General features: G+C 71.2%; 21 protein-coding genes, 1 tRNA gene and 2 pseudogenes. 14 read left to right on the top strand and 10 right to left on the bottom strand.

Translation table 11 applies throughout. From position 1 onward, the window contains the following. Positions 1–145: 145 nt before the first annotated feature. From ACWEEU_RS03685 to crcB (ACWEEU_RS03720), 8 genes are all read left to right on the top strand, one after another. Entirely contained in the window at positions 146–1,162 is a 1,017-nt protein-coding gene (locus ACWEEU_RS03685) for a permease (protein WP_451728050.1), read from the top strand. Further along, complete coding sequence (locus ACWEEU_RS03690) at positions 1,159–1,965, top strand: TIGR03943 family putative permease subunit (RefSeq protein WP_451728053.1); 807 nt, start codon at positions 1,159–1,161, stop codon at positions 1,963–1,965. The genes ACWEEU_RS03685 and ACWEEU_RS03690 overlap by 4 nt, the downstream gene beginning before the upstream one ends. A gap of 97 nt (positions 1,966–2,062) precedes the next feature. After that, the gene (locus ACWEEU_RS03695; protein WP_385742737.1) at positions 2,063–2,536 is read left to right on the top strand and encodes a carboxymuconolactone decarboxylase family protein; all 474 of its coding nucleotides are present in this window, start codon (positions 2,063–2,065) and stop codon (positions 2,534–2,536) included. Between the two features lie 84 nt (positions 2,537–2,620). Further along, entirely contained in the window at positions 2,621–3,673 is a 1,053-nt protein-coding gene (locus tag ACWEEU_RS03700; RefSeq protein ID WP_451728057.1) for a permease, read from the top strand. Then, positions 3,670–4,434 carry a TIGR03943 family putative permease subunit gene (locus ACWEEU_RS03705; RefSeq protein ID WP_385742741.1) on the top strand — a complete coding sequence of 255 codons (765 nt, stop codon included), beginning with the start codon at positions 3,670–3,672 and terminating at the stop codon, positions 4,432–4,434. The genes ACWEEU_RS03700 and ACWEEU_RS03705 overlap by 4 nt, the downstream gene beginning before the upstream one ends. Before the next feature lie 214 nt (positions 4,435–4,648). After that, positions 4,649–5,134, top strand: coding sequence for a fluoride efflux transporter CrcB (gene crcB, locus ACWEEU_RS03710; protein ID WP_451728060.1), 486 nt, complete (start codon positions 4,649–4,651; stop codon positions 5,132–5,134). Then, a complete protein-coding gene (locus ACWEEU_RS03715; protein ID WP_451728063.1) occupies positions 5,131–5,484 on the top strand; it encodes a DUF190 domain-containing protein in 354 nt (117 codons plus the stop codon). The genes crcB (ACWEEU_RS03710) and ACWEEU_RS03715 overlap by 4 nt, the downstream gene beginning before the upstream one ends. Next, on the top strand, positions 5,481–5,855 hold the full coding sequence (crcB, locus tag ACWEEU_RS03720; protein WP_451728066.1) for a fluoride efflux transporter CrcB: 375 nt from the start codon (positions 5,481–5,483) through the stop codon (positions 5,853–5,855). Before ACWEEU_RS03715 ends, crcB (ACWEEU_RS03720) begins: the two co-directional genes overlap by 4 nt. A gap of 32 nt (positions 5,856–5,887) precedes the next feature. On the opposite strand, the gene ACWEEU_RS03725 is transcribed toward crcB (ACWEEU_RS03720), so the two are convergent. Further along, complete coding sequence (locus ACWEEU_RS03725; protein ID WP_451728069.1) at positions 5,888–6,616, bottom strand: TetR/AcrR family transcriptional regulator; 729 nt, start codon at positions 6,614–6,616, stop codon at positions 5,888–5,890. Between the two features lie 138 nt (positions 6,617–6,754). Here ACWEEU_RS03725 and ACWEEU_RS03730 point away from each other — a divergent pair, with 138 nt between their 5' ends. Then, positions 6,755–8,440 carry a CocE/NonD family hydrolase gene (locus ACWEEU_RS03730; protein ID WP_451728072.1) on the top strand — a complete coding sequence of 562 codons (1,686 nt, stop codon included), beginning with the start codon at positions 6,755–6,757 and terminating at the stop codon, positions 8,438–8,440. Here ACWEEU_RS03730 and ACWEEU_RS03735 read toward each other — a convergent pair. Continuing rightward, positions 8,410–8,880 carry a nuclear transport factor 2 family protein gene (locus ACWEEU_RS03735; RefSeq protein WP_385742753.1) on the bottom strand — a complete coding sequence of 157 codons (471 nt, stop codon included), beginning with the start codon at positions 8,878–8,880 and terminating at the stop codon, positions 8,410–8,412. The genes ACWEEU_RS03730 and ACWEEU_RS03735 overlap by 31 nt on opposite strands. Positions 8,881–8,975: 95 nt before the next feature. On the opposite strand from ACWEEU_RS03735, the gene ACWEEU_RS03740 reads away from it, so the two are divergent. Together ACWEEU_RS03740 and ACWEEU_RS03745 are read left to right on the top strand one after the other, a co-directional pair. Further along, positions 8,976–10,178: a low temperature requirement protein A gene (locus tag ACWEEU_RS03740; RefSeq protein WP_451728077.1), complete on the top strand. Its 1,203-nt coding sequence runs from the start codon at positions 8,976–8,978 to the stop codon at positions 10,176–10,178. A gap of 52 nt (positions 10,179–10,230) precedes the next feature. Further along, a complete protein-coding gene (locus ACWEEU_RS03745; protein ID WP_451728080.1) occupies positions 10,231–10,671 on the top strand; it encodes a hypothetical protein in 441 nt (146 codons plus the stop codon). Between the two features lie 3 nt (positions 10,672–10,674). Here ACWEEU_RS03745 and ACWEEU_RS03750 read toward each other — a convergent pair whose 3' ends face one another. After that, positions 10,675–11,499: an alpha/beta fold hydrolase gene (locus ACWEEU_RS03750; RefSeq protein WP_451728083.1), complete on the bottom strand. Its 825-nt coding sequence runs from the start codon at positions 11,497–11,499 to the stop codon at positions 10,675–10,677. Positions 11,500–11,609: 110 nt separating this feature from the next. After that, positions 11,610–12,314 carry a nucleotidyltransferase domain-containing protein gene (locus tag ACWEEU_RS03755; RefSeq protein ID WP_451728086.1) on the bottom strand — a complete coding sequence of 235 codons (705 nt, stop codon included), beginning with the start codon at positions 12,312–12,314 and terminating at the stop codon, positions 11,610–11,612. A 210-nt stretch (positions 12,315–12,524) separates the two neighbouring features. Between ACWEEU_RS03755 and ACWEEU_RS03760 the strand changes: the two genes are divergently transcribed. Together ACWEEU_RS03760 and ACWEEU_RS03765 are read left to right on the top strand one after the other, a co-directional pair. Next, positions 12,525–12,983: a lactococcin 972 family bacteriocin gene (locus ACWEEU_RS03760; RefSeq protein WP_451728089.1), complete on the top strand. Its 459-nt coding sequence runs from the start codon at positions 12,525–12,527 to the stop codon at positions 12,981–12,983. 262 nt (positions 12,984–13,245) lie between these two features. Next, positions 13,246–13,626 carry a hypothetical protein gene (locus tag ACWEEU_RS03765; RefSeq protein ID WP_451728092.1) on the top strand — a complete coding sequence of 127 codons (381 nt, stop codon included), beginning with the start codon at positions 13,246–13,248 and terminating at the stop codon, positions 13,624–13,626. Between the two features lie 254 nt (positions 13,627–13,880). Here the strand turns inward: ACWEEU_RS03765 and ACWEEU_RS03770 are convergent. From ACWEEU_RS03770 to ACWEEU_RS03790, 5 genes and pseudogenes are all read right to left on the bottom strand, one after another. Further along, positions 13,881–14,003: pseudogene (locus tag ACWEEU_RS03770) on the bottom strand (serine/threonine-protein phosphatase); the annotation flags it as partial. Beyond that, positions 14,000–14,146, bottom strand: a pseudogene (locus ACWEEU_RS03775) (serine/threonine-protein phosphatase); the annotation flags it as partial. The pseudogenes ACWEEU_RS03770 and ACWEEU_RS03775, both read right to left, overlap by 4 nt. Positions 14,147–14,358: 212 nt before the next feature. Further along, positions 14,359–14,432 (bottom strand) — tRNA-Pro (locus tag ACWEEU_RS03780). A 76-nt stretch (positions 14,433–14,508) separates the two neighbouring features. Continuing rightward, positions 14,509–15,270, bottom strand: coding sequence for a Pr6Pr family membrane protein (locus ACWEEU_RS03785; protein WP_451728095.1), 762 nt, complete (start codon positions 15,268–15,270; stop codon positions 14,509–14,511). A gap of 83 nt (positions 15,271–15,353) precedes the next feature. Further along, positions 15,354–16,280, bottom strand: a complete 927-nt coding sequence (locus ACWEEU_RS03790; RefSeq protein WP_385746718.1) for a metallophosphoesterase — start codon at positions 16,278–16,280, stop codon at positions 15,354–15,356. A 140-nt stretch (positions 16,281–16,420) separates the two neighbouring features. Here ACWEEU_RS03790 and ACWEEU_RS03795 point away from each other — a divergent pair, with 140 nt between their 5' ends. After that, on the top strand, positions 16,421–16,888 hold the full coding sequence (locus ACWEEU_RS03795) for a GatB/YqeY domain-containing protein (protein WP_385746720.1): 468 nt from the start codon (positions 16,421–16,423) through the stop codon (positions 16,886–16,888). A gap of 87 nt (positions 16,889–16,975) precedes the next feature. Here ACWEEU_RS03795 and ACWEEU_RS03800 read toward each other — a convergent pair whose 3' ends face one another. Further along, positions 16,976–19,300 (bottom strand): transglycosylase domain-containing protein, encoded by a 2,325-nt coding sequence (locus ACWEEU_RS03800; protein WP_385746722.1) that lies wholly within the window; start codon positions 19,298–19,300, stop codon positions 16,976–16,978. Positions 19,301–19,591: the final 291 nt, after the last annotated feature.

The raw sequence follows: 19,591 nt of genomic DNA on the forward strand, positions 1-19,591 counted from the left end.
CTCCGCCCGCCCCGCCCTGCCCAGGAATGCTCCCCACGAGGGAAAAGAGTGCCCCAAGGAGCGGCCCGGTTCCAGGGATGGCGTGAACGGGCGCGCCCCGGGGCGCGTACCGCCCCGAAGGAGTACCGATCCGGAGGGAACACCCGTGGCCATCACCGAGGACGCCCCGCCCACACGCGCGGGCGGTGCGGGGGAGCCCGGCGGGGAGGGCCGCCCGCGCCTCAGCTCGCCGCTCGTCCTGACGCTGATCCTGCTGCTCGCCGTCCTCGCCCAGTCCCCGATCCGCGGCGCGCTCGGCACCCCGGTGATGCAGAGCTGGACGACCGTCTTCGTGGCCGTCACCGTCCAGGCGCTGCCCTTCCTGGTCCTCGGCGTGCTCCTGTCCGCCGCCCTCGCGGTGTTCGTGCCCGCCTCCTTCTTCGCCCGCGCGCTGCCCGGCAGACCCGCGCTCGCCGTTCCGGTCGCCGGACTCGCGGGCGCCGTCCTGCCCGGCTGCGAATGCGCCTCGGTGCCGGTCGCGGGCGCGCTGGTGTGCCGGGGCGTGACCCCGGCCGCCGCCTTCGCGTTCCTGCTCTCCGCGCCCGCGATCAACCCGGTCGTCCTCACCGCGACCGCCGTCGCCTTCCCGAACAACCCCGAGATGGTGGTCGCCCGCTTCGGCGCGAGCCTTCTCGTGGCCTGCGGCATGGGCTGGCTCTGGCAGCGGCTCGGCCGCACCGACTGGCTGCGCACCCGTGCCCACGGCGCCCACGAGGGCGCGACCAGGGGCGAGACGTTCTGGAACTCCGTACGCCACGACACCGTCCACGCGGGCGGCTTCCTGGTGCTCGGCGCGATGGCCGCTGCCACGCTGAAGGCCGTCGTACCGGCGACCTGGCTCCGGCTGGCCGCCGACAACCCGGCGTTGTCGGTGCTCGCGCTCGCCGTCCTCGCCGTGCTGCTCTCCATCTGCTCGGAGGCGGACGCGTTCGTCGCGGCCTCACTGACCCAGTTCTCGATGACGGCCAAGCTCGTGTTCCTGGTGGTGGGCCCGATGATCGACCTCAAGCTCTTCGCCATGCAGGCGGGCACGTTCGGCCGAGGCTTCGCGCTCCGCTTCGCCCCCGCCACCTTCGCGGCGGCCGTCGCGGGCGCGCTCCTGACCGGGGCGGTGCTCCTGTGAACCGGCACGCCCAGGCGGCGGTCCTCTTCCTGCTCGGCGGCGCCCTGCTGCACGCGGGCACGACGGATCTGTACCTGCGGTACGTCAAGGCGGGGCTCCAGCCGCTGCTGCTCGCGGCGGGGGTGGTGCTGCTCGTGACGGCGGCGGCGACGGTCTGGTACGAGTGGCGGCGGGGGAAGTCGGCTCCCGCGAGCGGTGGTTCGGAGGAGCCGGGCCACCCGGAGCGCGAGGCGCACGAGAAGCACGGGGAGCACGGCGAACCCGAGGCGCGCGAGGGACACGAAGGTCACGCCCACCCCGAACCCGGCGTCTCCTGGCTCCTCGTCCTCCCGCTCCTCGCCCTCATCCTCGTCGCCCCGCCCGCCCTCGGCTCCTACAGCGCCCTGCGCACCGGCACCGCGCTCCAAAAGCCCTTCGGTTACGACCCGTTGCCCGCGAGCGACCCCGTCCCGCTGAGCGTGGTCGACTACGCCTCCCGCGCCGCCTACGGCCACGGCCACACGCTGCACGGCCGCGCCGTCCGCGTCACCGGCTTCCTGTCCCTGGACGGCTCCGGCAAGCCGTACCTCGTCCGCATGGCGCTCAACTGCTGCGCGGCCGACGCCCAGCCGGTCAAGATCGCCCTGACCGGGCAGCTCCCGCCCGTCCTGCGCCCGGACGCGTGGCTGGAGGTGAAGGGCACCTACCGCCCGGGGCTGACCCGTGACCCGGTGAACGGCGGCCCGATCCCGTATCTGGAGGTCACGTCCACCAAGCCGGTGCCGACGCCGCGCGACCCGTACGACGAGACCTGGAACAAGTAGGCGGGGGCGACGCGGGTCACATCGCGCCGTGTCACACTCCGGCGCCGCCCTCCGTCGTAACGGTGTATCCATCGGAAACGGCACCAGGGAGCACGGCATGGAAGCCCGACTCGACGTCTTCGCCAACCCGATCTCCGGCAAGGTCATCAAGCATCTCGGCGCCGCCGGGCGCGCGGTCTCCGAGTCCGCGCTGCCCGCCTCGACGCAGGAACTGGTGAAGATCCGCGCCAGCCAGATCAACGGCTGTGCCTTCTGCCTCGACATGCACACCAAGGAGGCCGTGCACGCGGGCGAGACCCATCAGCGGCTGCATCTGGTCGCCGGGTGGCGCGAGGCCACCGTCTTCACCGACGCCGAGCGCGCCGCCCTGGAGCTGGCCGAGCAGGGCACCCGCGTCGCGGACGCGGGCGGCGGCGTCCCGGACGAGGTGTGGGCGAACGCGGCCAAGCACTACGACGAGGAGCAGTTGCTCGCGCTGGTCACGCTCATCGCGCTGATCAACGCGTACAACCGGATGAACGTGATGCTCCAGCTCCCCGCCGGGGACTATCAGGTGGGTCAGTTGGTCTGAGCGGAACCTGTGAGACGGCGTGTGCGCACGGTCGCGCGCACGCCGCTCGCATAAGGTCGGCCACACCCGACATCCGGAGCGAAAATGGGAAAAACGGATGAACTGGTGGGTGTGGTCGACGGGACGCGAACGGTCGTGGCCGCCCCGCCGGTGCGCACCCCCGTCGTACGCCCCCGGCTTCGGCCGCGCCCCCTGGCCGTGGCCCTTCTCGCGGCGGCCGTCCTCGGCACGGTGGTGCTGCTGCTCGCCGGCACCGGATGGCTCGACCAGCCCGCCGTCCAGGCGTGGCGCACCGTCTGCCTCGCCATCGCCGTCCAGGCGCTGCCCTTCCTGCTGCTCGGCACCGCCCTGTCCGGCGCCATCAACGCCTTCGTCCCCGCCGACCTGTTCACCCGGGTGCTGCCCAAGCGGGCCGCGCTCGCGGTGCCGGTCGCGGGGGTGGCGGGGGCGGTGCTGCCGGGGTGCGAGTGCGCCTCCGTACCGGTGGCGAACAGCCTGATCAGACGGGGTGTCACCCCCGCCGCAGCCTTCGCCTTCCTCCTCTCCGCGCCCGCGATCAACCCGGTCGTGCTCACCGCGACCGCCGTCGCCTTCCCGGGCAACCCCGCGATGGTCGCCGCCCGGCTGCTCGCCTCGCTGGCCACCGCCGCCGTGATGGGCTGGCTGTGGCTCTGCTTCGGCAAGGAGAAGTGGCTGCGTCCCGCCGTACGGCACTTGGGACACGAGCACGGGCGGAGCCGCTGGACGGAGTTCCGGCACGGCTTCCAGTACGACTTCCTGCACGCGGGCGGCTTCCTGGTCCTCGGCGCGATGGCCGCCGCCACCTTCAACGTCGCCGTCCCGCGCTCCGTGCTCGACACCTTCTCCGGCTCGCCCTGGCTGGCGGTGCCCTTCCTCACCGGACTCGCCGTACTGCTCGCGGTGTGCTCGGAGGCGGACGCGTTCGTGGCGGCGTCGCTGACCGGGTTCTCGCCGGTCGCGCGTCTGACCTTCATGGTCGTCGGCCCCATGGTGGACCTGAAACTGATCGCCCTTCAGGCGGGCACCTTCGGCCGCGCGTTCGCGCTCCGCTTCTCGGCGGCGACGACGGTCGTGGCGGTCGCCGCGAGCGTCCTGGTCGGAGGGGGGCTGCTGTGAGACGGACGGTACAGAGCGCCCTGTTGCTGCTGACCGGCGCGGGGCTGCTCCACTGCGCCCTCTTCACGACGCTGTATCTGCGCTACGTGAAGGAGGGGCTGCGTCCGCTGCTCGTGGCGTCGGGGGCCGTGCTGATCGTGCTCGGGGTGGTGAACCTGGTGCTGGAGCTGCGGGGGTGGTCGTCGGACGGCCACGACCACGCGGACCACGACCACGGGGACCATGGGCACGACCACTCCCGCGCCCCCAAGGTCGCCTGGCTCCTCGCCCTCCCCGCTCTCAGCCTCCTGATCTACGCCCCACCGGCCCTCGGCGCCTACACCGCCTCCCACGCGAGCACGAAGTCGGCACCCCCGGTGAAGCGGACCCGCTTCGAGCCGCTCCCGGTGTCCACCGCCCCCGTCCCCCTGACCCTGACCGGCTTCACCAACCGGGTCCGGCAGGACCCGGCGAGGTCGCTCAGGGGCCGCGCGGTCCAGCTGACCGGGTTCGTCACGCCGGGCGGCGCGGACGGCGGCTGGTACCTGACCCGGATCATCTTCACCTGCTGCGCGGCCGACGCCCAGACGGTCAAGCTCCGCATGTACGGCGCCGAGTCCCCGCCCGCCGACACCTGGCTCTCGGTCACCGGCACCTGGCACCCGGCCGGCATCCTCGGCACCAAGTCGGCGGCCGCCGCGCTGGACGTCCACGAGACCCACCCCGTGGCCCAGCCGATCAACGCCTACACGGACGACCTGCCGCTGACCGTCGGCTCGTAGAGCGGGAGAGCCGCAGCAGCCGGGCCCCGCCGGTGACGTGGTCACTCATGGCGGGCCCCGGGTAGGCTGGGTGACCTGCCGTGCCCCCCGGGGTGCGGCGCGGCGGTGGGGCTCGCCGTACCCGAACCGCGGCATCGACGCCGCCGACAGTCCCTGCTTGCGATGGAGTGTGCCCGTGTGCGCGGGCCCCGGGCGAGTAGGGAGACGTACCTGCATGACAGCATCGCGATCCGCCGCGGCGAAGGAACCCGTGAACCCCGACGCCGATCTGCGCGCACCCCGCGAACCCGCGCGGTCCTGGCGGGCCCAGGCGCCCGTCGTGGCCGTCGTCTCGGTGGGCGGCGCGATCGGCGCGACGGCGCGGTACGCGGGCTCGCTGCTGTGGCCCACGGCCGCCGGCGGGTTCCCCTGGACCACCTTCTTGATCAACGTGACCGGCTGCGCGGTCATCGGCGTCTTCCTGGTCCTCGTCAGCGAGGTGTGGACGGCCCACCGCCTGCTGCGCCCCTTCTTCGGCACCGGCGTGCTCGGCGGGTACACCACCTTCTCGACGTACGCCGTCGAGATCGAACGGCTCGTGGACGCGGGCGAGGCACGCACCGCCCTCCTCTACCTGGCCGCGACCCTGTTCGCGGCCCTCGGCGCGGTGGCCCTCGCGGTCACGGCCACGCGCCGCGTCCTCGCCTGGAGGCAGTCATGACGGCGACACGGCTGACCGGAGACGCCCTGCGGGTGACGATCTTCATCGGCGAGCACGACACCTACCACCACAAGCCCCTCTACAGCGAGATCGTCCACCGCGCGCACGCGGCTGGACTCGCGGGCGCGAGCGTCTTCCGCGGCATCGAGGGCTTCGGCGCGACCTCCCTGATCCACACCGCCCGGCTGCTGTCCCTCAACGAGGACCTGCCGGTGGCCGTCGTGATCGTGGACACGGAGGACCGGGTACGGGCGTTCCTGCCCCAGTTGGACGAGCTGGTGTCCTCGGGACTGGTGATCCTGGACGACTGCGAGGTCATCCGCTACGTGGGCGAGGAGAGGCACGCGTGAACTGGCTGCTGGTGATCGTCGGAGGCATGGCGGGCGCCCCGCTGCGCTACCTGACCGACCGCTTCGTACAGAGACGTCACGACGCCGTGTTCCCCTGGGGCACCTTCACCGTCAACGTCCTCGGCTGCTTCGTCCTCGGCCTCCTGACCGGCGCGGTGGTCGCCGGCGCGGCCTCCCACAACGTCCAGCTCCTGCTCGGCACGGGGCTCTGCGGCGCCTTGACGACCTACTCCACCTTCTCCTTCGAAACCCTCCGCCTGGCAGAGGACGGCGCCCGCTTCCTCGCCGCGGCCAACGTCATCGCAAGCCTGGTGGCGGGCCTGGGGGCGGCGTTCGTGGGGACGGCGCTGGCGCAGGCGATCTGGGTCTGAGGACCGGCGGCGGGTGCGGGCGGGCACCGCTGTCAGGCGGTGTCCAGCCCGTCGACCAACCGGTTCAGGAACCGGTCGAAGGTCGCCTCGGGGGTGACCGGGCGCCCCGGCGCGGCCAGTGCCTCGGCCAGTTCGGGGTGGTCGCCGTCGGCGGCCACGGCGGTGAGGTAGCGGGCCTCGGCCGCGCTCCAGCCGGGTGAGCCCGAGGCCGCCGACCGGGCCAGCTCATGACGGACATGCCCGGCCACGAAGGCTGTGAGCTGCGCGAACACCTCAAGCCGTGCCGCGCCGTCGAGCCCGCTCGGCCGGAGCGCGGCGAGGGCACGCTCCAGGAAGTCCAGGGCGCGCGGCCCGGGGGTGGTGCCGGTGACGAGCGTGGCCGCCAGCCAGGGGTGGCGGAGCATGAGGTCGCGCTGCCGGTGGGCCAGCGTCTTCAGGTCGGTCCGCCAGTCGCCGGTGCGCGGGTCCGAGAGCGGCAGCTCGCCGCAGACGTGGTCGGCCATCAGCGCGAGGAGGGTCTCCTTGTCGGGGGCGTAGGTGTAGAGCGACATCACGCCCGCGCCGACCTCGGCGGCGACCCGCCGCATGGTGACCGCGTCCAGCCCTTCCGCGTCCGCGAGAGCGACCGCCGCCGTCGTGATCGCCGTCCGGCTGAACGTCGGCCGCCGTCCCCGGCGCGGCCCGGCCGGCTCCGCCGTGGGCCCCAGCCACAGCCGCTCCGGGTCGACGCCGAAGGCGCCCGTTCCCTTGTCGTGCGGCACGTCTTCCGCGCTCCCTTTCCCTTGCTTTCCCTTGGTTTTACCCCGCCGGCCGGCGTCGGCCCTTGCCAAGGTCATCCAAGCACCCCCTATTCTCGTGCACCGTACGGAAAAGGGGAGGGAACAATGAGGAGGGGACCGATGTCATCTTCCACGCCCGGCACCGGGAGCGCGGCGCATTCGCCCAAGGGGCGTCCGCCGCTGTCCGCGCGCCTGCTGCGAGCGACCTTCCGGGGGCTCCCGGACCCGCGCCACCCCGTGGGGTACGAGCCCGCGATCCCGGTACCCGCCGCCGACGGCAGCCCCCTGCTCACCGACCACTACGTTCCGCGCGCCGAGGGCGAATTCCCCACCCTGCTGGTCCGCTCGCCCTACGGCCGGGGCCTGCCGTGGTCCGCGATGTACGGCCTGCTCTTCGCCGAACAGGGCTTCCACGTCGTCGTCCAGAGCTGCCGGGGCACCGGCGGCTCCGGCGGCACCTTCGACTTCTGGCGCAACGAGCCCGCCGACGCCCAGGCGACGGTCGCCTGGCTGCGCCAACAGCCCTGGTTCGACGGCAGGCTGGGCACCATCGGCCCCAGCTACCTCGGCTACACCCAGTGGGCCCTCGCCCTCGACCCGCCGCCGGAGCTGAAGGCGATGGTGCTCCAGGTCGCCCTGCACGACCCGCATGCCGTCTTCCACACCGACGGCGCCCTGCACCTGGAGAACGCCCTCAGTTGCGGGGTGGGCTTCACCTACCAACACCGGGGCGTCATACCGTTCGTGAGAGCGACCCTGCGTCTGAAGCGCCACCTGGGCGGCATCACCGGCGCCCGCCCGCTGCGCGGCGCCTACCGGACCGCCCTCGGCGAACTGCCCTGGCTCGACGGCATGATGACCCACCCGGACGCCAACGACCCCCACTGGGAGGGCGCTTCACTGGCGGCGGTGGCCGACCGTCTCCGCGTCCCCACCTGCCTGATCTCCGGCTGGCACGACGCGCTCGCCGACCAGACCTTCGAGCAGTACGAGCGCCTGCGCCGCGCCGGATGTGAGACCGCCCTGCTCGTCGGCCCCTGGACCCACTCCTCCGCCCTCCAGCAGGGCTGGCCCGAGGTGTTCGCGGAAAGCCTCGCGTGGCTGCGCGCCCACCTGTGCGAGGACCGCTCCGAGCTGCGCCCGACCGAGGTGCGCGTCCACCTCGGCGGCAGCCGGCGGGACCTGGACGGCTGGCCGGTGAAGACGGAGGCGACCTCCTGGTACCCGCTCTCCGGCGCCCGGCTCACCCGCCAGTCCCCCGGGGACGACTCCCCGGTCGCGTCCTTCCGTTACGACCCCGACGACCCCACCCCGTCCCTCGGCGGTCCCCTGCTCTCACCCGGCGCCGGGCCCCGGGACAACCGTCCCCTGGAGGCCCGCGCCGACGTCCTCACCCTCACCGGACCGCCGCTCACCGAACCACTGGACATCCTCGGCCCGGTCACCGCGCGGATCGGCGTCTCCACCGACACCGGGTACGCCGACGTCTTCACCCGGCTGTGCGACGTCGACCCCGAGGGCCGCTCGGTCAACGTCTGCGACGGCCTCGGCCGGGCCCGTACGGCGGACGGCACCCCCGCGCGGCTCGACGTGCCGATGGGCACCACCGCCCACCGCTTCCCCGCCGGGCACCGCGTCCGCTGGCAGATCAGCGGCGGCGCCCACCCGCGCTACGCCCGCTCCACCGGCACCGGCGACCTCCCGGCCGACGCCACCACGTTCGTACCGGTGCGCATCACCCTCCACGCGGACTCGGAGCTGCGGCTTCCCGGACTTCAGAGCCCGAGGTCCGACAACCCCGGGTGATCGTCGGGCCGTCGGCCGAGCGGCCAGTGGTACTCGCGGTCGTCCTCGCCGATCGGCAGGTCGTTGATGGAGGCGAGCCGGACCCGCATGAGCCCGTCCTCGTCGAACTCCCAGTTCTCGTTGCCGTAGGACCGGAACCAGTTGCCCGAGTCGTCGTGCCACTCGTACGCGAACCGTACGGCGATCCGGTCGCCGGTGAAGGCCCACAGCTCCTTGATCAGCCGGTAGTCGAGTTCGCGGGCCCACTTGCGGGTGAGGAAGGCGACGATCTCGTCCCGGCCGCGCAGGAACTCCGCGCGGTTGCGCCAGCGGCTGTCGGGCGAGTAGGCGAGGGCGACCTTCTCCGGATCGCGCGAGTTCCAGCCGTCCTCGGCGAGGCGTACCTTCTCGACGGCGGTCTCGCGGGTGAAGGGGGGAAGGGGCGGGCGGGCGTCGGCCATGAGAGCTCCAGGGGCTGGGGTTACTCCATTCCACCGCGCGACGGCGAGTGATCGCATTCGAGACCGGTGCGGGTGCCCCCACTACCGTGTCCGGCATGAACCAGTCACCACCCATCGGAAGCGGCCGGTCCTGGTACCGCCCCATGGTGGCCCGCCCCACCGACGAACGGCACCGCGTCTCCACCGTCCTGGAGCTGTTCTTCGACCTCTGCTTCGTCACCGCGGTCGCGGAGGCCGCCGCGGCGTTCGAGCACGAGCTGGCGGGCGGCCACACGGGACACGGCGTGCTCGGCTACGCGCTCGTCTTCTTCGCCATCTGGTGGGCGTGGATGAATTTCACCTGGTTCGCCTCCGCCTACGACACCGACGACGTGCCGTACCGCGTCCTCACCCTGATCCAGATCACCGGCGCCCTCGTCATGGCGGCCGGCGCGGCCAATGCCCTGGAGCACTACGACTTCACGGTCGTCACCTACGGTTACGTCGTCATGCGGCTGGCCATGGTCAGCCAGTGGCTGCGCGCGGCCCGCTCCGACCCCGGGCGCCGCCGCTCCAGCCTGCGCTACGCCGTCGGCATCCTCGTCGTCCAGATCGGCTGGGTGGCGAGGCTCGCCCTGCCCCACGGCTGGGGACTGCCGTCCTTCCTCGTCCTCGTCGTCGCGGAACTCGCCGTACCGGCCTGGGCCGAGCGCGCCGAACGCACCACCTGGCACCCGCACCACATCGCCGAGCGGTACGGCCTGTTCACCCTCATCGTGCTCGGCGAGTCGATCACCGCCGCGACCGCGACCGTACGCACCGCCCTCGACACCGCGGTCTCCCTCGGCGACATCGCCCCCCTGGTCGTCGGCGGCATCCTCACCGTCTTCGCGATGTGGTGGCTCTACTTCACCCAGGACGCCGCCGAACGCCTCACCTCCCTGCGCACGGCCCTCCTGTGGGGCTACGGCCACTACGTCGTCTTCGCCTCCGCGGCGGCCGCGGGCGCGGGCCTCGCGGTCGAGATCGCCCACCTGACCGGCCACGCCCATCTGAGCCGGCTCGCGGTGGCGGCGGCGTACACCGTGCCGGTGGCCCTGTACCTCCTCGTCCTGCGCCTTCTGCACCGCCACGGGCGCTGCGGCGCGGCGGACGTGGTGTGGGGCGCCGGGATTCTCGCGGTGCTGGCGGTGACGTTCACTCCGAGTCCGGTGCTGGCGACGGGGTGCGTGATGTCGGTGCTGGTGGGGGCGGTGGTGGTGCTGGGGGAGCGGAGGCGGACGAGGACCCGACCCGCTCAGCCCGCTGAGAACGAGTAAGAGATCCTGGTCGGGACGATGACGGACGCCGGCCGTGTGCCAAGCTCCCGCCATGGGGTGGACCTTCAAGGCGCACGGCGCCTTCGCCTACGCGCTGGGCGCGATTCTGCTCGTACTGACAGCCCTCGGGCGACTGCCCGACAGGGCGCTTCCGGTACGTCCGGCCACCGGATTTCCGGCCTGGCCGACGACAGCGATCCTCGCCCTGCTCGTCCCGACCATCCTGTCCGCCCTGATCCGCGCCTATCTCGCCCCGGCCGACCACCGCACCACCTGGCTGGCCTTCCGCTGCCTCCCCGTGAAGGTCCAACTCGCCCTGGGCGCCGCCCTCCTCGTGGGCATCGCCCTCCTTGCCCCCAACCTCATGACCAGCCCGACGAACGGACACCACGACTGGCTCGCCGTGCCGGGACTGCTCTACACCGGCGCGGCGTACTCGATCCTGGCGACGGGGGAGTTGCGGCGGGCGGACAGCGGGCCGGCACACGCGTGACGCTCACTCACCGTCGACCGCTGCCAGGAAGTCCCTGATCAGCCCGTTCACCACCGCAGGCTGCTCCACCGTGCTGCTGTGCCCCGACCCGGGCACCACCTCCAGCCGAGCGCCCTTCACACCCGCCGCGATCCGCTCCGACTCGACGGCGGGAGTGGCGGTGTCGTCGGCACCGACGGCTACCAGCGTGGGCACGGAGATACGGCCGAGTTCGCCGCTCATGCCCGTGCGCTCGACCACCCCGAGCACGGCCTTCCGTATGCCCGACCGCCGACAGCGCCGCAGCCGCCGCAACCACTCGTCGACCACTGGCCGGCTCTCCGGTGACGAGAGGAATCCGGGCCCGAACATCTCCGCCTTCACCCTGCTCAGGACCGGCCGGACCCCGGTGACCCGATAGACGTTGGCCAGCAGCCGGTACTCCCCGGCCCTCGCGGGTTCCTCGACCTCCGCGCTGGTGTCGAGCAGCGTCAGCGACCGAAGCGACTCCCCGTGCCGGGCCGCGATGCGCTGCCCGACGAAGCCGCCCATGGAGAGCCCGACGTAATGCACGGCGCCGAGCCCGAGCGCCTCGATCAGCGCGACCGCATCGGCGGTGAGGCTGTCCATGTCGTACCCGCCCGGCGCCGCCGGAGTCTCCCCCTGCCCCCGCCAGTCGACGGTCACGCACCGGTAGTCATCCCGCAGCGCCGCCACCTGCGGATGGAACATCCACCCGCTGAAGAGCAATCCGTGCCCGAAGACGACGGCAGGCGCCTCGGGCTTCCCGGGCGGCGCCCCCGTGTCGGTGTAGTGGACCGGGACACCATTGACGTCGATCAAGGGCACGCGCGGCTCCTTCAGGCTCGGGGCGGTTCCCCCACGGGTGGCAGCCGAGCGTAAAGGCGCCCGCCGGGATGCTCAACGCCGCGGCGAAAAAACGGAGTTCCGGTGACTCGTCAGACAGCCCCACCCCGCCGGTACCCGACCCACAACCGCCCACCCACCTCTGCCATCACCTCGTCCACAACGGAGACAAGCAACTCGTCCCGCCCGTGCAGCACTTCCCTCACCCCGCGCCCCAGCCGATCCCCCAGCCCCGGCACAGCCACCTCCAACCGCCGAGCGAGCCACTTCCCGCCTCCACGCCAGGACCGACGGACGACCAGAGCCAACTCCCCGCTCCTGCGCGCCAATTCGGTGGCAATGAACAACCGCTCAGCCCGATCCCCGCTCCCCGCGAGGTCATCGAGCAGATCGGTGAGGGCATACCGAAGGTCGTCGACCTCTTCCCGTGACACCGCGGGGGGCCCGGCATCCACCAACTCCCGCGCCTCCGCAGCGATCCGCATCCCCACTCCGTCCACGTCGAACAGCAACTCCCCCTCGGCGCACATGAAAAGCAGCGGCGACCGCCCCCGCCTCACCTCCCGCCCGACGTACGCCTCCCACGACGCCTCGGTGTGCGCGAACAGCTCCACCGGCCACCCCGACCACCGAAGGCTGACCCGATACGGCGCGGGCTCCCCGTCCAGCAGCACCACGACGTCGAGATCCGACATCGCCGTCCGCCGCTCCGTCACGACACTGCCCCCGAGAAACGCGGCCCGAGCGCCGGGATGCCGCTCCCCCACCAGCCGCCGCGCGATCTCCACCAGCTCCATCCGCCCACTATCGGCGCTCCACCCGCCACCCGCAGCGAAATTTCGGGACGGGGCGAGGTCCGTGCGTACCCGACCACGCCCATGGATAACGCCCCCGAAAATCATTTCTGGCCGTTTCGTGGCCATAAATCGGCCAAGCCTTGACCGCCCCGGCACCCTCGTAGAAGATCCCTTGGAACCCGCGACAGCGGGGAACGGGGAAGGGACAACATGAAGAAGTTTGGAAAGGCAATACTTTTCGGTATCTCAGGCGCCGCGCTCGCGGTTTCCGGCTTTGCCACCCCGGCGTCCGCCCAGGGGTCGCAGGGCAGCCTCGTACCCGGGAAGCCCGTCATCCATAAAAGGGGTGACGGCGTCAAGCCGCCCGCGGAGCTGGGCAACCCCTCCGAGTGGGGCGTGGTACGGCTGGAAATCAAGAATTCGGGCGTGCAGCCGAAAGGCAATACCTGCGAGAACGTGACTCACGGCAAATGGTGCTACGGGTACGATCTGGTGTCGGCCGGAAAGAAGTGCTACTCGAACTACATCGCGAACGTGAAGCACAAGTCGACGGTCAGGGTCCAGAACGTCGACCATTCCAGTGGCTGGGTGGCGAAGGGGGAGACCTCCTACGCCAACTCGACCCAGGGTGCGGCATGGACCTGCTTCGCGTACTACGACAACGCGTGAATCTGTCCGCCGTGACGAGGGTTGACCTACAGTGAATTTTTGGGGTGCTCGGGCCGTGTCGTGTGCGGTGCCACTCGCACTCGGCTTGTTTCTCGGCCTGGCGGGACCTGCCGCCGAACATGGGGGCGGACTTCCGGGCGTGGCCGTGGGCGCCGTTTTCACCGGTGGGTGGCCGTGGGCCTGTTACGCGTTCCTGGTGGGTTATTTCCGCCGGTCCAGAATCGAATCGGTCGTTCTCGCGCCTCTGGGACTGGCCATCGGTGTGGTGACCTATTACCTGACCAAGGCGAGCCTGGCCTCCCTGGGCGGACTGGAATCCTCGGGCGCGGGATCGTCGGGAATCGCCCTCTGGGGCGTGCTGGCACTCGTCTTCGGAGCACCCCTCGGGCTCCTGGGAAACATCGCGCGGGTACCGGGAATCGGCGGCCTGTTCTTCCGGCTGCTCATTCCCCTGGTGGCCTTCTACGAGACGACCATGCGCCTGGAGACGGAGTCCCGCGGACCGAGCCAGGTCGTCCTGGCCACCTGGACCACCGTCCGCTTCACGGCCGTCGCCGTCGCCGTCGCCCTCGTGAGCCACACGGCCTGGACGTGGTGGCGCTCCCGCCGCGCCCCCTCCGCCGAGGCGGGCGTCGGCCCCTGAGGGACTCCCGACAGCCCTCGGGTGGGCCTCCGGACCGGAGGCCCACCCATCCCAGCCGGACAGGTCAGGCGGGTACTGAATCCAGTACCCGCCTGACCTGGTATTACGGCTGTCGGGGTGGCGGGATTTGGACCCACACAGCGCCCGAGGCCGCCCCCGCCGCGATGGCCCAGGCACGCCCGGGCCGGCAACGTCACCCAGGTGAATCAGATCCTCATCGACACCGGAAGCGCCGAGGTACCGCCGGAGTGAGGTCAGCCGCGCCACTCCACCAGGAGCAGCGTCGCGTCGTCCGTGGTGTGTCCACCCCGCGCCTGCATGAGCGCGTGGGACAGGGAGCGCGCCATCGCCCGGATTCCGCGGCCGGTTCTCTCCAATGGATCTCGGCTACGACGCTCATCGGTTCACCGCGTCGGACACCGAAGAAGAGGTCGGAGTAGCTGTGCTTGGTCACCAGTAGGTCGGCCACCAGGCCGGCGACCCTGCGCAGTAGGCGGCGGTCGTGTTCATCGACGCTGTCCGGTAGTTCAACCGTACGTCGGCCGCAACGGGAAGCGGCTGCGCCGGTCAGCTGCTGCGGGCCGGTGAAACGGCGCTCGGCGGGGGAGAGCTTGCGAATCTCGGCACCTGGGTGAGCGAGTTGGCAAGAGGTTGCTCCCACAGCGGAGGCATACAGCAGGTCAGGCCCGGTGCTGATCTCTCAGCACCGGGCCTGACCTGGTCTTACGGCTGTCGGGGTGGCGGGATTTGAACCCACGACCTCTTCGTCCCGAACGAAGCGCGCTGCCAAGCTGCGCTACACCCCGATGTCGCTGCTGTCGCGGCGACGTCGTTTACTTTAGCCCACCGGGGGCTGAGGGCGAAATCCGGTTGTGGGCGGCGTCAGACGCGGCGGCGGGTGGGGGTCGGGCGGGTGTGGTCGAGGGCGACCAGGAGGAGGGCGAGGGCGTAGATCGCGAGGCCGATCAGGAGGGCGTTCGCGAGGGTGCTGCGGTAGCCGTGGGCGGCGGCGTCCAGGAAGGGGTAGAGGTAGCGGCCCCGTGTGCCGTCCGAGGGGATGAACAGCGCCCGTGTCAGCGTGAAGATCAGGTACGCCAGCGGGTACAGCAGCCACGCCGCCGCCTGGCGCAGGTGCAGGCGGGGGGCCGGGGTGAAGAGGAGCCAGTCCAGCAGGGCCGCCAGCGGCAGCACGGTGTACAGGATCTGGAGCGCGCCCCACTGGGCGTGCCAGCGTTCCGGTATCGCCGACGTGCCCGTCATCGTGAACGGGGGCGTCGTGTGGGCGAGCAGCACGTGGTACGCCAGGGCGCTCGTCACCATGTAGAGGAGTGCCGCTCCCGACAGCCCGGACGGCAGCGCCCTCCGTGCCCGCCACGAGCGCGACGCCGACAGGAGCATGACCACCGCGAGCAGGGCAGCGGCCTGGACGCCGAAGTAGCTCAGGATGCGGGAAGGGGCGCCGATCATGAGTTCCAGAGCGATCCCGGCCACCGCGAGCAGCGCGGTTCCCAGGCGGAACAGTGCCACCCAGGGCCGTCGGATCGGAGCCACCACCGCCGTCACCGGCACCGGCGACGGCTGGAGCACGGGCGGGCTGGGAATCGCCGGCAGGTCCGGGATCTCCCTGGGTATCGGTGCGGTCATGCCCTCACGCTAGGCACGAGGGATGAATGGGGCTATTCGGCGTACTCCGGGAGGGGTACACCGCCCTCAAGCCCCCAGGATCGCTAGACCCGTCCCACCAGCGTCAGCAACGTGACCTCCGGGGGACACGCGAACCGCACCGGCGTGTAGCGGTTCGTCCCGCACCCCGCCGACACGTGCAGATACGAGGTCCGGCCGTCCACCGAGTGCGTCGACAGCCCCTTCACCCGGTCCGTGTCCAGGTCGCAGTTGGTGACCAGCGCGCCGTAGAAGGGGATGCAGAGCTGGCCACCATGGGTGTGACCGGCCAGGATCAGCGGATAGCCGTCCTCGGTGAACGCGTCCAGGGTGCGCAGGTACGGCGCGTGGACGACGCCCATCGAGAAGTCGTGGCCGGCCGTCGGACCGCCGGCCACCCGCGCGTAGCGGTCGCGCTTGATGTGCGGGTCGTCCAGGCCGGTCAGCTCGATCGAGGAGCCGTCGATCTTCAGCGTGCCCCGGGTGTTGGTCAGGTTGAGCCAGCCCGCGGAGTCGAAGCCGTCCCGCAGGTCCTCCCAGGGGTTGTGGACCACGCCGGTGGCGGGCGCGTTGCCGTTCAGACCGTGGTTGCCGCTGACCTTCTCCAGGAGGTAGCGGGCGGGGTTGCGCAGCTTGGGGCCGTAGTAGTCGTTGGACCCGAAGACGTACGCGCCCGGGAACTCCATCAGCGGGCCGAGTGCGTCCAGCACCTCGGGGACGCCCTCGGGGTCCGAGAGGTTGTCGCCGGTGTTGATCACGAAGTCGGGACGCAGACCCGCGAGCGACTGCAGCCAGCGCCGCTTCTTGCCCTGGCCGCTCACCATGTGGATGTCGGAGACCTGGAGCACCCGCAGCGGGCGCATACCCGGCGGCAGCACCGGCACCGTCACTCGTCGGAGGCGGAAGGAGCGGGCCTCGAACCCCGCCGCGTACGCCACTCCGGCGGCGCCTGCCGCCATGATCCCCAGGGGTACTCCATATCGCGCGCGCATACGACCATCGTGTCAGACCCCCGCCGGGCGGCGAGACCGGGAGCCCTTTGGAGCACAGGGAGTTCGGGCCGGAGAGGACCGGGAGGCCGGGCCGTGAAATCGGGGCGCGTCCCGAGCACCGCACCTGCGACAATCGGACCATGACCACCACGCTCAAGGCGAAGCTGCACGACGACCTCAACGCCGCGATCAAGGAGCGCGACGAGCTGCGCTCCTCCACGCTCCGGCTGACCCTGGCCGCGATCTCCAAGGAAGAGGTCGCCGGCAAGGAGAAGCGCGAGCTGTCCGACGACGAGGTCCTCAAGGTGATCACCAAGGAGGCCAAGAAGCGTCGCGAGGCGGCCGAGGCGTTCGCGCAGGGTGGTCGTGCGGAGTCGGCCGAGCGGGAGAAGGCGGAGGGCGAGATCCTCGCCACGTACCTGCCCAAGCAGCTCTCCGACGACGAGCTGAACACGATCGTCGCCCAGGCGGTCGAGGAGGCCAGGGCCGCCGGTGCCGAGGGCCCGCGCGCCATGGGCGCCGTCATGAAGATCGTGAACCCGAAGGTCGCCGGGCTGGCCGAGGGCGGCCGCGTCGCCGCCGTCGTGAAGAAGCTCCTCCAGGGCTGAGCCGGCTCACCCCCTGATACGACTTCGGGGCCGCACCCCCTGCTCGCGCAGTAGGTGCGGCCCCGCCGTCGTACGGTCCTCGGTTCCTCAGTTCCGGCGGCCGCCGTTCGCCCCGCCGTGCCCCTGCGTCGGGGTCCGGGGCGCCGTGACGGTCGGATTCGTCGTACCGGGAGTGCGACCGCCGGTGCCGCCCGTCGTCCCCGTGCCGCCGCCGTTCGTCAGCCCGCCGAAGAGTCCGCCGATCAGACCGCCGCCGCCCGGATTGCCCCGGTGATTGCCGCCCGTACGGCCGTGGTCGTCGCCGTGGTCGCGGCCGCCGTCCCTGCCGTGGTCGTCGTCCTCGTCGTCGGGGATGTCGACGAGCTGGAAGTCCGGGGCGGCCTTTCCGACGAGGGCGCCCGCCATGGCGTCCTTCCAGATCGGGCCCGGGACCTCGCCGCCGTAGACCAGCGGGCGGTAGACGCCGCCGATGGTGACGCCGGTCATCTTCACGTTCTGCTGGGCGCTGCCGACCCAGACCGCACCGGCCAGGTTCGGCGTGTAGCCGACGAACCAGGCGTTCTTGCGCTCGTCCGTCGTGCCCGTCTTGCCCGCGCTCTCGCGGTCGGTCAGACCCGCTTCCTTACCGGTACCGGAGTCGACCACGCCGCGCAGCAGCGTGTTCACCGTGTCCGCGGTCTTCTGGCTCATCGCCCGCGAGCAGGTCGTCTTCGGGACCGGGAGCGAGGTCTCCTCGGTGCCGGACCTCCGGGTGATCGACTCGATGGCGACCGGCGTGCAGTAGGTGCCGCGCGAGGCGAAGGTCGCGTACGCGCTCGCCATGGTCAGCGGCGACAGGCCGATCGAGCCGAGCGCGATGGAGGGGGTCTGCGGCAGCTTCGAGCCGTCGCCCTGCACCACGTGCAGCGCGTCGGTCATCTTCACCACCGGGCACAGACCGATGTCGGAGATGAGCTGCACGAAGTAGGTGTTGACCGACTTGGCCATCGCCTCCTTCATGCGGTACGGGCCCTTCTCGGACTCGTTCTCGTTCTCCACCGTCTCGTTCCTGGTGTTGACGTACGGCCCGCCGGAGCACCGCTGCACGGGGCTCGGGTAGTTCATCTTGTACGGCGCGGAGTACGACTGGGTCGGCGGCTTGCCGCCCTCGATGGCGGCCGCGGCCACGAACGGCTTGAACGTCGAGCCCGTCGGGAAGCCGAAGTTGGAGCCGCCGTAGGCCTTGTCCACCGAGAAGTTGTACTCGGTCTCGTCCTTGGCGTAGCCGAACGGCTTCGACTGGCCCATCGCCAGGACCTTGCCGGTGCCCGGCTGGACCAGGGTGGCGGCCGCGGCGACCTTGTCGGACTTGTAGACGTGGTCCTTGAGCGATGCCTGCACGGAGTCCTGGGCCTGCGGGTCCAGGGTCGTACGGATCGTCAGTCCGCCCTTGTTCCAGAGCTTGGCGCGCGCCTCGCGGGTCTTGCCGAAGGTCGGGTCGGTCAGGAAGACGTTCTCGACGTACTTGCAGAAGAACGCCGAGCCGTGCGTCGCGGTGATGCAGCCGTTCTTCGGCTGGCTGACGTGCAGCCCGAGCGGCTTCTCCATCGCGGCGTCGGCTTCCGCCTGGGAGATGTCGCCGACCTCGGCCATGCGCTGGAGCACGGTGTTGCGCCGCTTGGTGGCCTCGGCCTCGTCGTTCACCGGGTCGTAGCGGCTCGGGGACTGGACGATGCCGGCGAGGAGCGCGGACTCCTGGAGGTCGAGGTCCTTGGCGTGCTTGGAGAAGTAACGCTGCGAGGCGGCCTCGACGCCGTACGCCTGCTCGCCGAAGAACGTGATGTTGAGGTAGTTCTCCAGGATCTTCTTCTTGCCGAGCTTTTCCTCGATCTGGATCGCGTACTTCAGCTCGCGGACCTTGCGGCCGAGGGTCTGCTGGGTGGCCTGGGCGACCTTGGTCGGGTCGTCGCCCGCCTCCTCGATGAAGTAGTTCTTCACGAGCTGCTGGGTGAGCGTGGAGGCGCCCTGGGCGACCCCGCCCTCCTGCGCGTTCTTGTTCAGGGCGCGCAGCACGCCCTTGAGGTCGATCGCGCCGTGCTGGTAGTAGCGCGAGTCCTCGATCGCGACGATCGCCTTCTGCATGTACGGCGAGATGTCCTTGAGGTCCACCACCGTGCGGTCGCGGGAGTAGACGGTCGCGATCTGGTGGCCCCGGCTGTCCAGTATCGTCGTGCGCTGGCTGAGCTGAGGGCTCTTGAGGTTGGCGGGGATCTCGTCGAACCCCTGGACGGAGCCCTTCGCCGCGAGGCCCAGCGCCCCCGCGGCGGGCAGCGCGATGCCCGCGAGCACCGCCCCCGCCAGCACACTGACACCGAGGAACTTGGCGGCCTGCTGCGTCGTCGAGAGGCCACCGCCGGAGCGCTTCTTTGGCATGGGGGCAGCCTAATCCGTACTGATGAGCGTTCCGATGGACCGACAGTCCTTCGGGATGTTCGGGTGCAGGATCGTGACGTACGCCGGTGGCACGGCGCGTTACGGCAGGGCGCGGCGGGGCGCGTCCGTGTTCATTCGCCGGACACGCGCACAGGCATTGGCCTAAGCTGCTCTCAACTGTCACAGCGGTGCGGTCATGGAGCAATACGTCCGGCGACCCCGAATCGTTCCGGGAGTACCCCCACTTTCCGGCGGGCCGTGTCCGAATCCGCCTCGTGTGTCACCGGACGC

It is taken from the genome of Streptomyces sp. NPDC005004, assembly GCF_053600675.1.

Coding starts and splice junctions, on each gene's coding strand:
- ACWEEU_RS03695 (WP_385742737.1), top strand. CDS start 2,063: ATGGAAGCCCGACTCGACGTCTTCGCCAACCCGATCTCCGGCAAGGTC.
- ACWEEU_RS03700 (WP_451728057.1), top strand. CDS start 2,621: ATGGGAAAAACGGATGAACTGGTGGGTGTGGTCGACGGGACGCGAACG.
- crcB (WP_451728060.1), top strand. CDS start 4,649: ATGACAGCATCGCGATCCGCCGCGGCGAAGGAACCCGTGAACCCCGAC.
- ACWEEU_RS03715 (WP_451728063.1), top strand. CDS start 5,131: ATGACGGCGACACGGCTGACCGGAGACGCCCTGCGGGTGACGATCTTC.
- ACWEEU_RS03730 (WP_451728072.1), top strand. CDS start 6,755: ATGTCATCTTCCACGCCCGGCACCGGGAGCGCGGCGCATTCGCCCAAG.
- ACWEEU_RS03735 (WP_385742753.1), bottom strand. CDS start 8,880: ATGGCCGACGCCCGCCCGCCCCTTCCCCCCTTCACCCGCGAGACCGCC.
- ACWEEU_RS03740 (WP_451728077.1), top strand. CDS start 8,976: ATGAACCAGTCACCACCCATCGGAAGCGGCCGGTCCTGGTACCGCCCC.
- ACWEEU_RS03745 (WP_451728080.1), top strand. CDS start 10,231: ATGGGGTGGACCTTCAAGGCGCACGGCGCCTTCGCCTACGCGCTGGGC.
- ACWEEU_RS03755 (WP_451728086.1), bottom strand. CDS start 12,314: ATGGAGCTGGTGGAGATCGCGCGGCGGCTGGTGGGGGAGCGGCATCCC.
- ACWEEU_RS03760 (WP_451728089.1), top strand. CDS start 12,525: ATGAAGAAGTTTGGAAAGGCAATACTTTTCGGTATCTCAGGCGCCGCG.
- ACWEEU_RS03785 (WP_451728095.1), bottom strand. CDS start 15,270: ATGACCGCACCGATACCCAGGGAGATCCCGGACCTGCCGGCGATTCCC.
- ACWEEU_RS03790 (WP_385746718.1), bottom strand. CDS start 16,280: ATGCGCGCGCGATATGGAGTACCCCTGGGGATCATGGCGGCAGGCGCC.
- ACWEEU_RS03795 (WP_385746720.1), top strand. CDS start 16,421: ATGACCACCACGCTCAAGGCGAAGCTGCACGACGACCTCAACGCCGCG.
- ACWEEU_RS03800 (WP_385746722.1), bottom strand. CDS start 19,300: ATGCCAAAGAAGCGCTCCGGCGGTGGCCTCTCGACGACGCAGCAGGCC.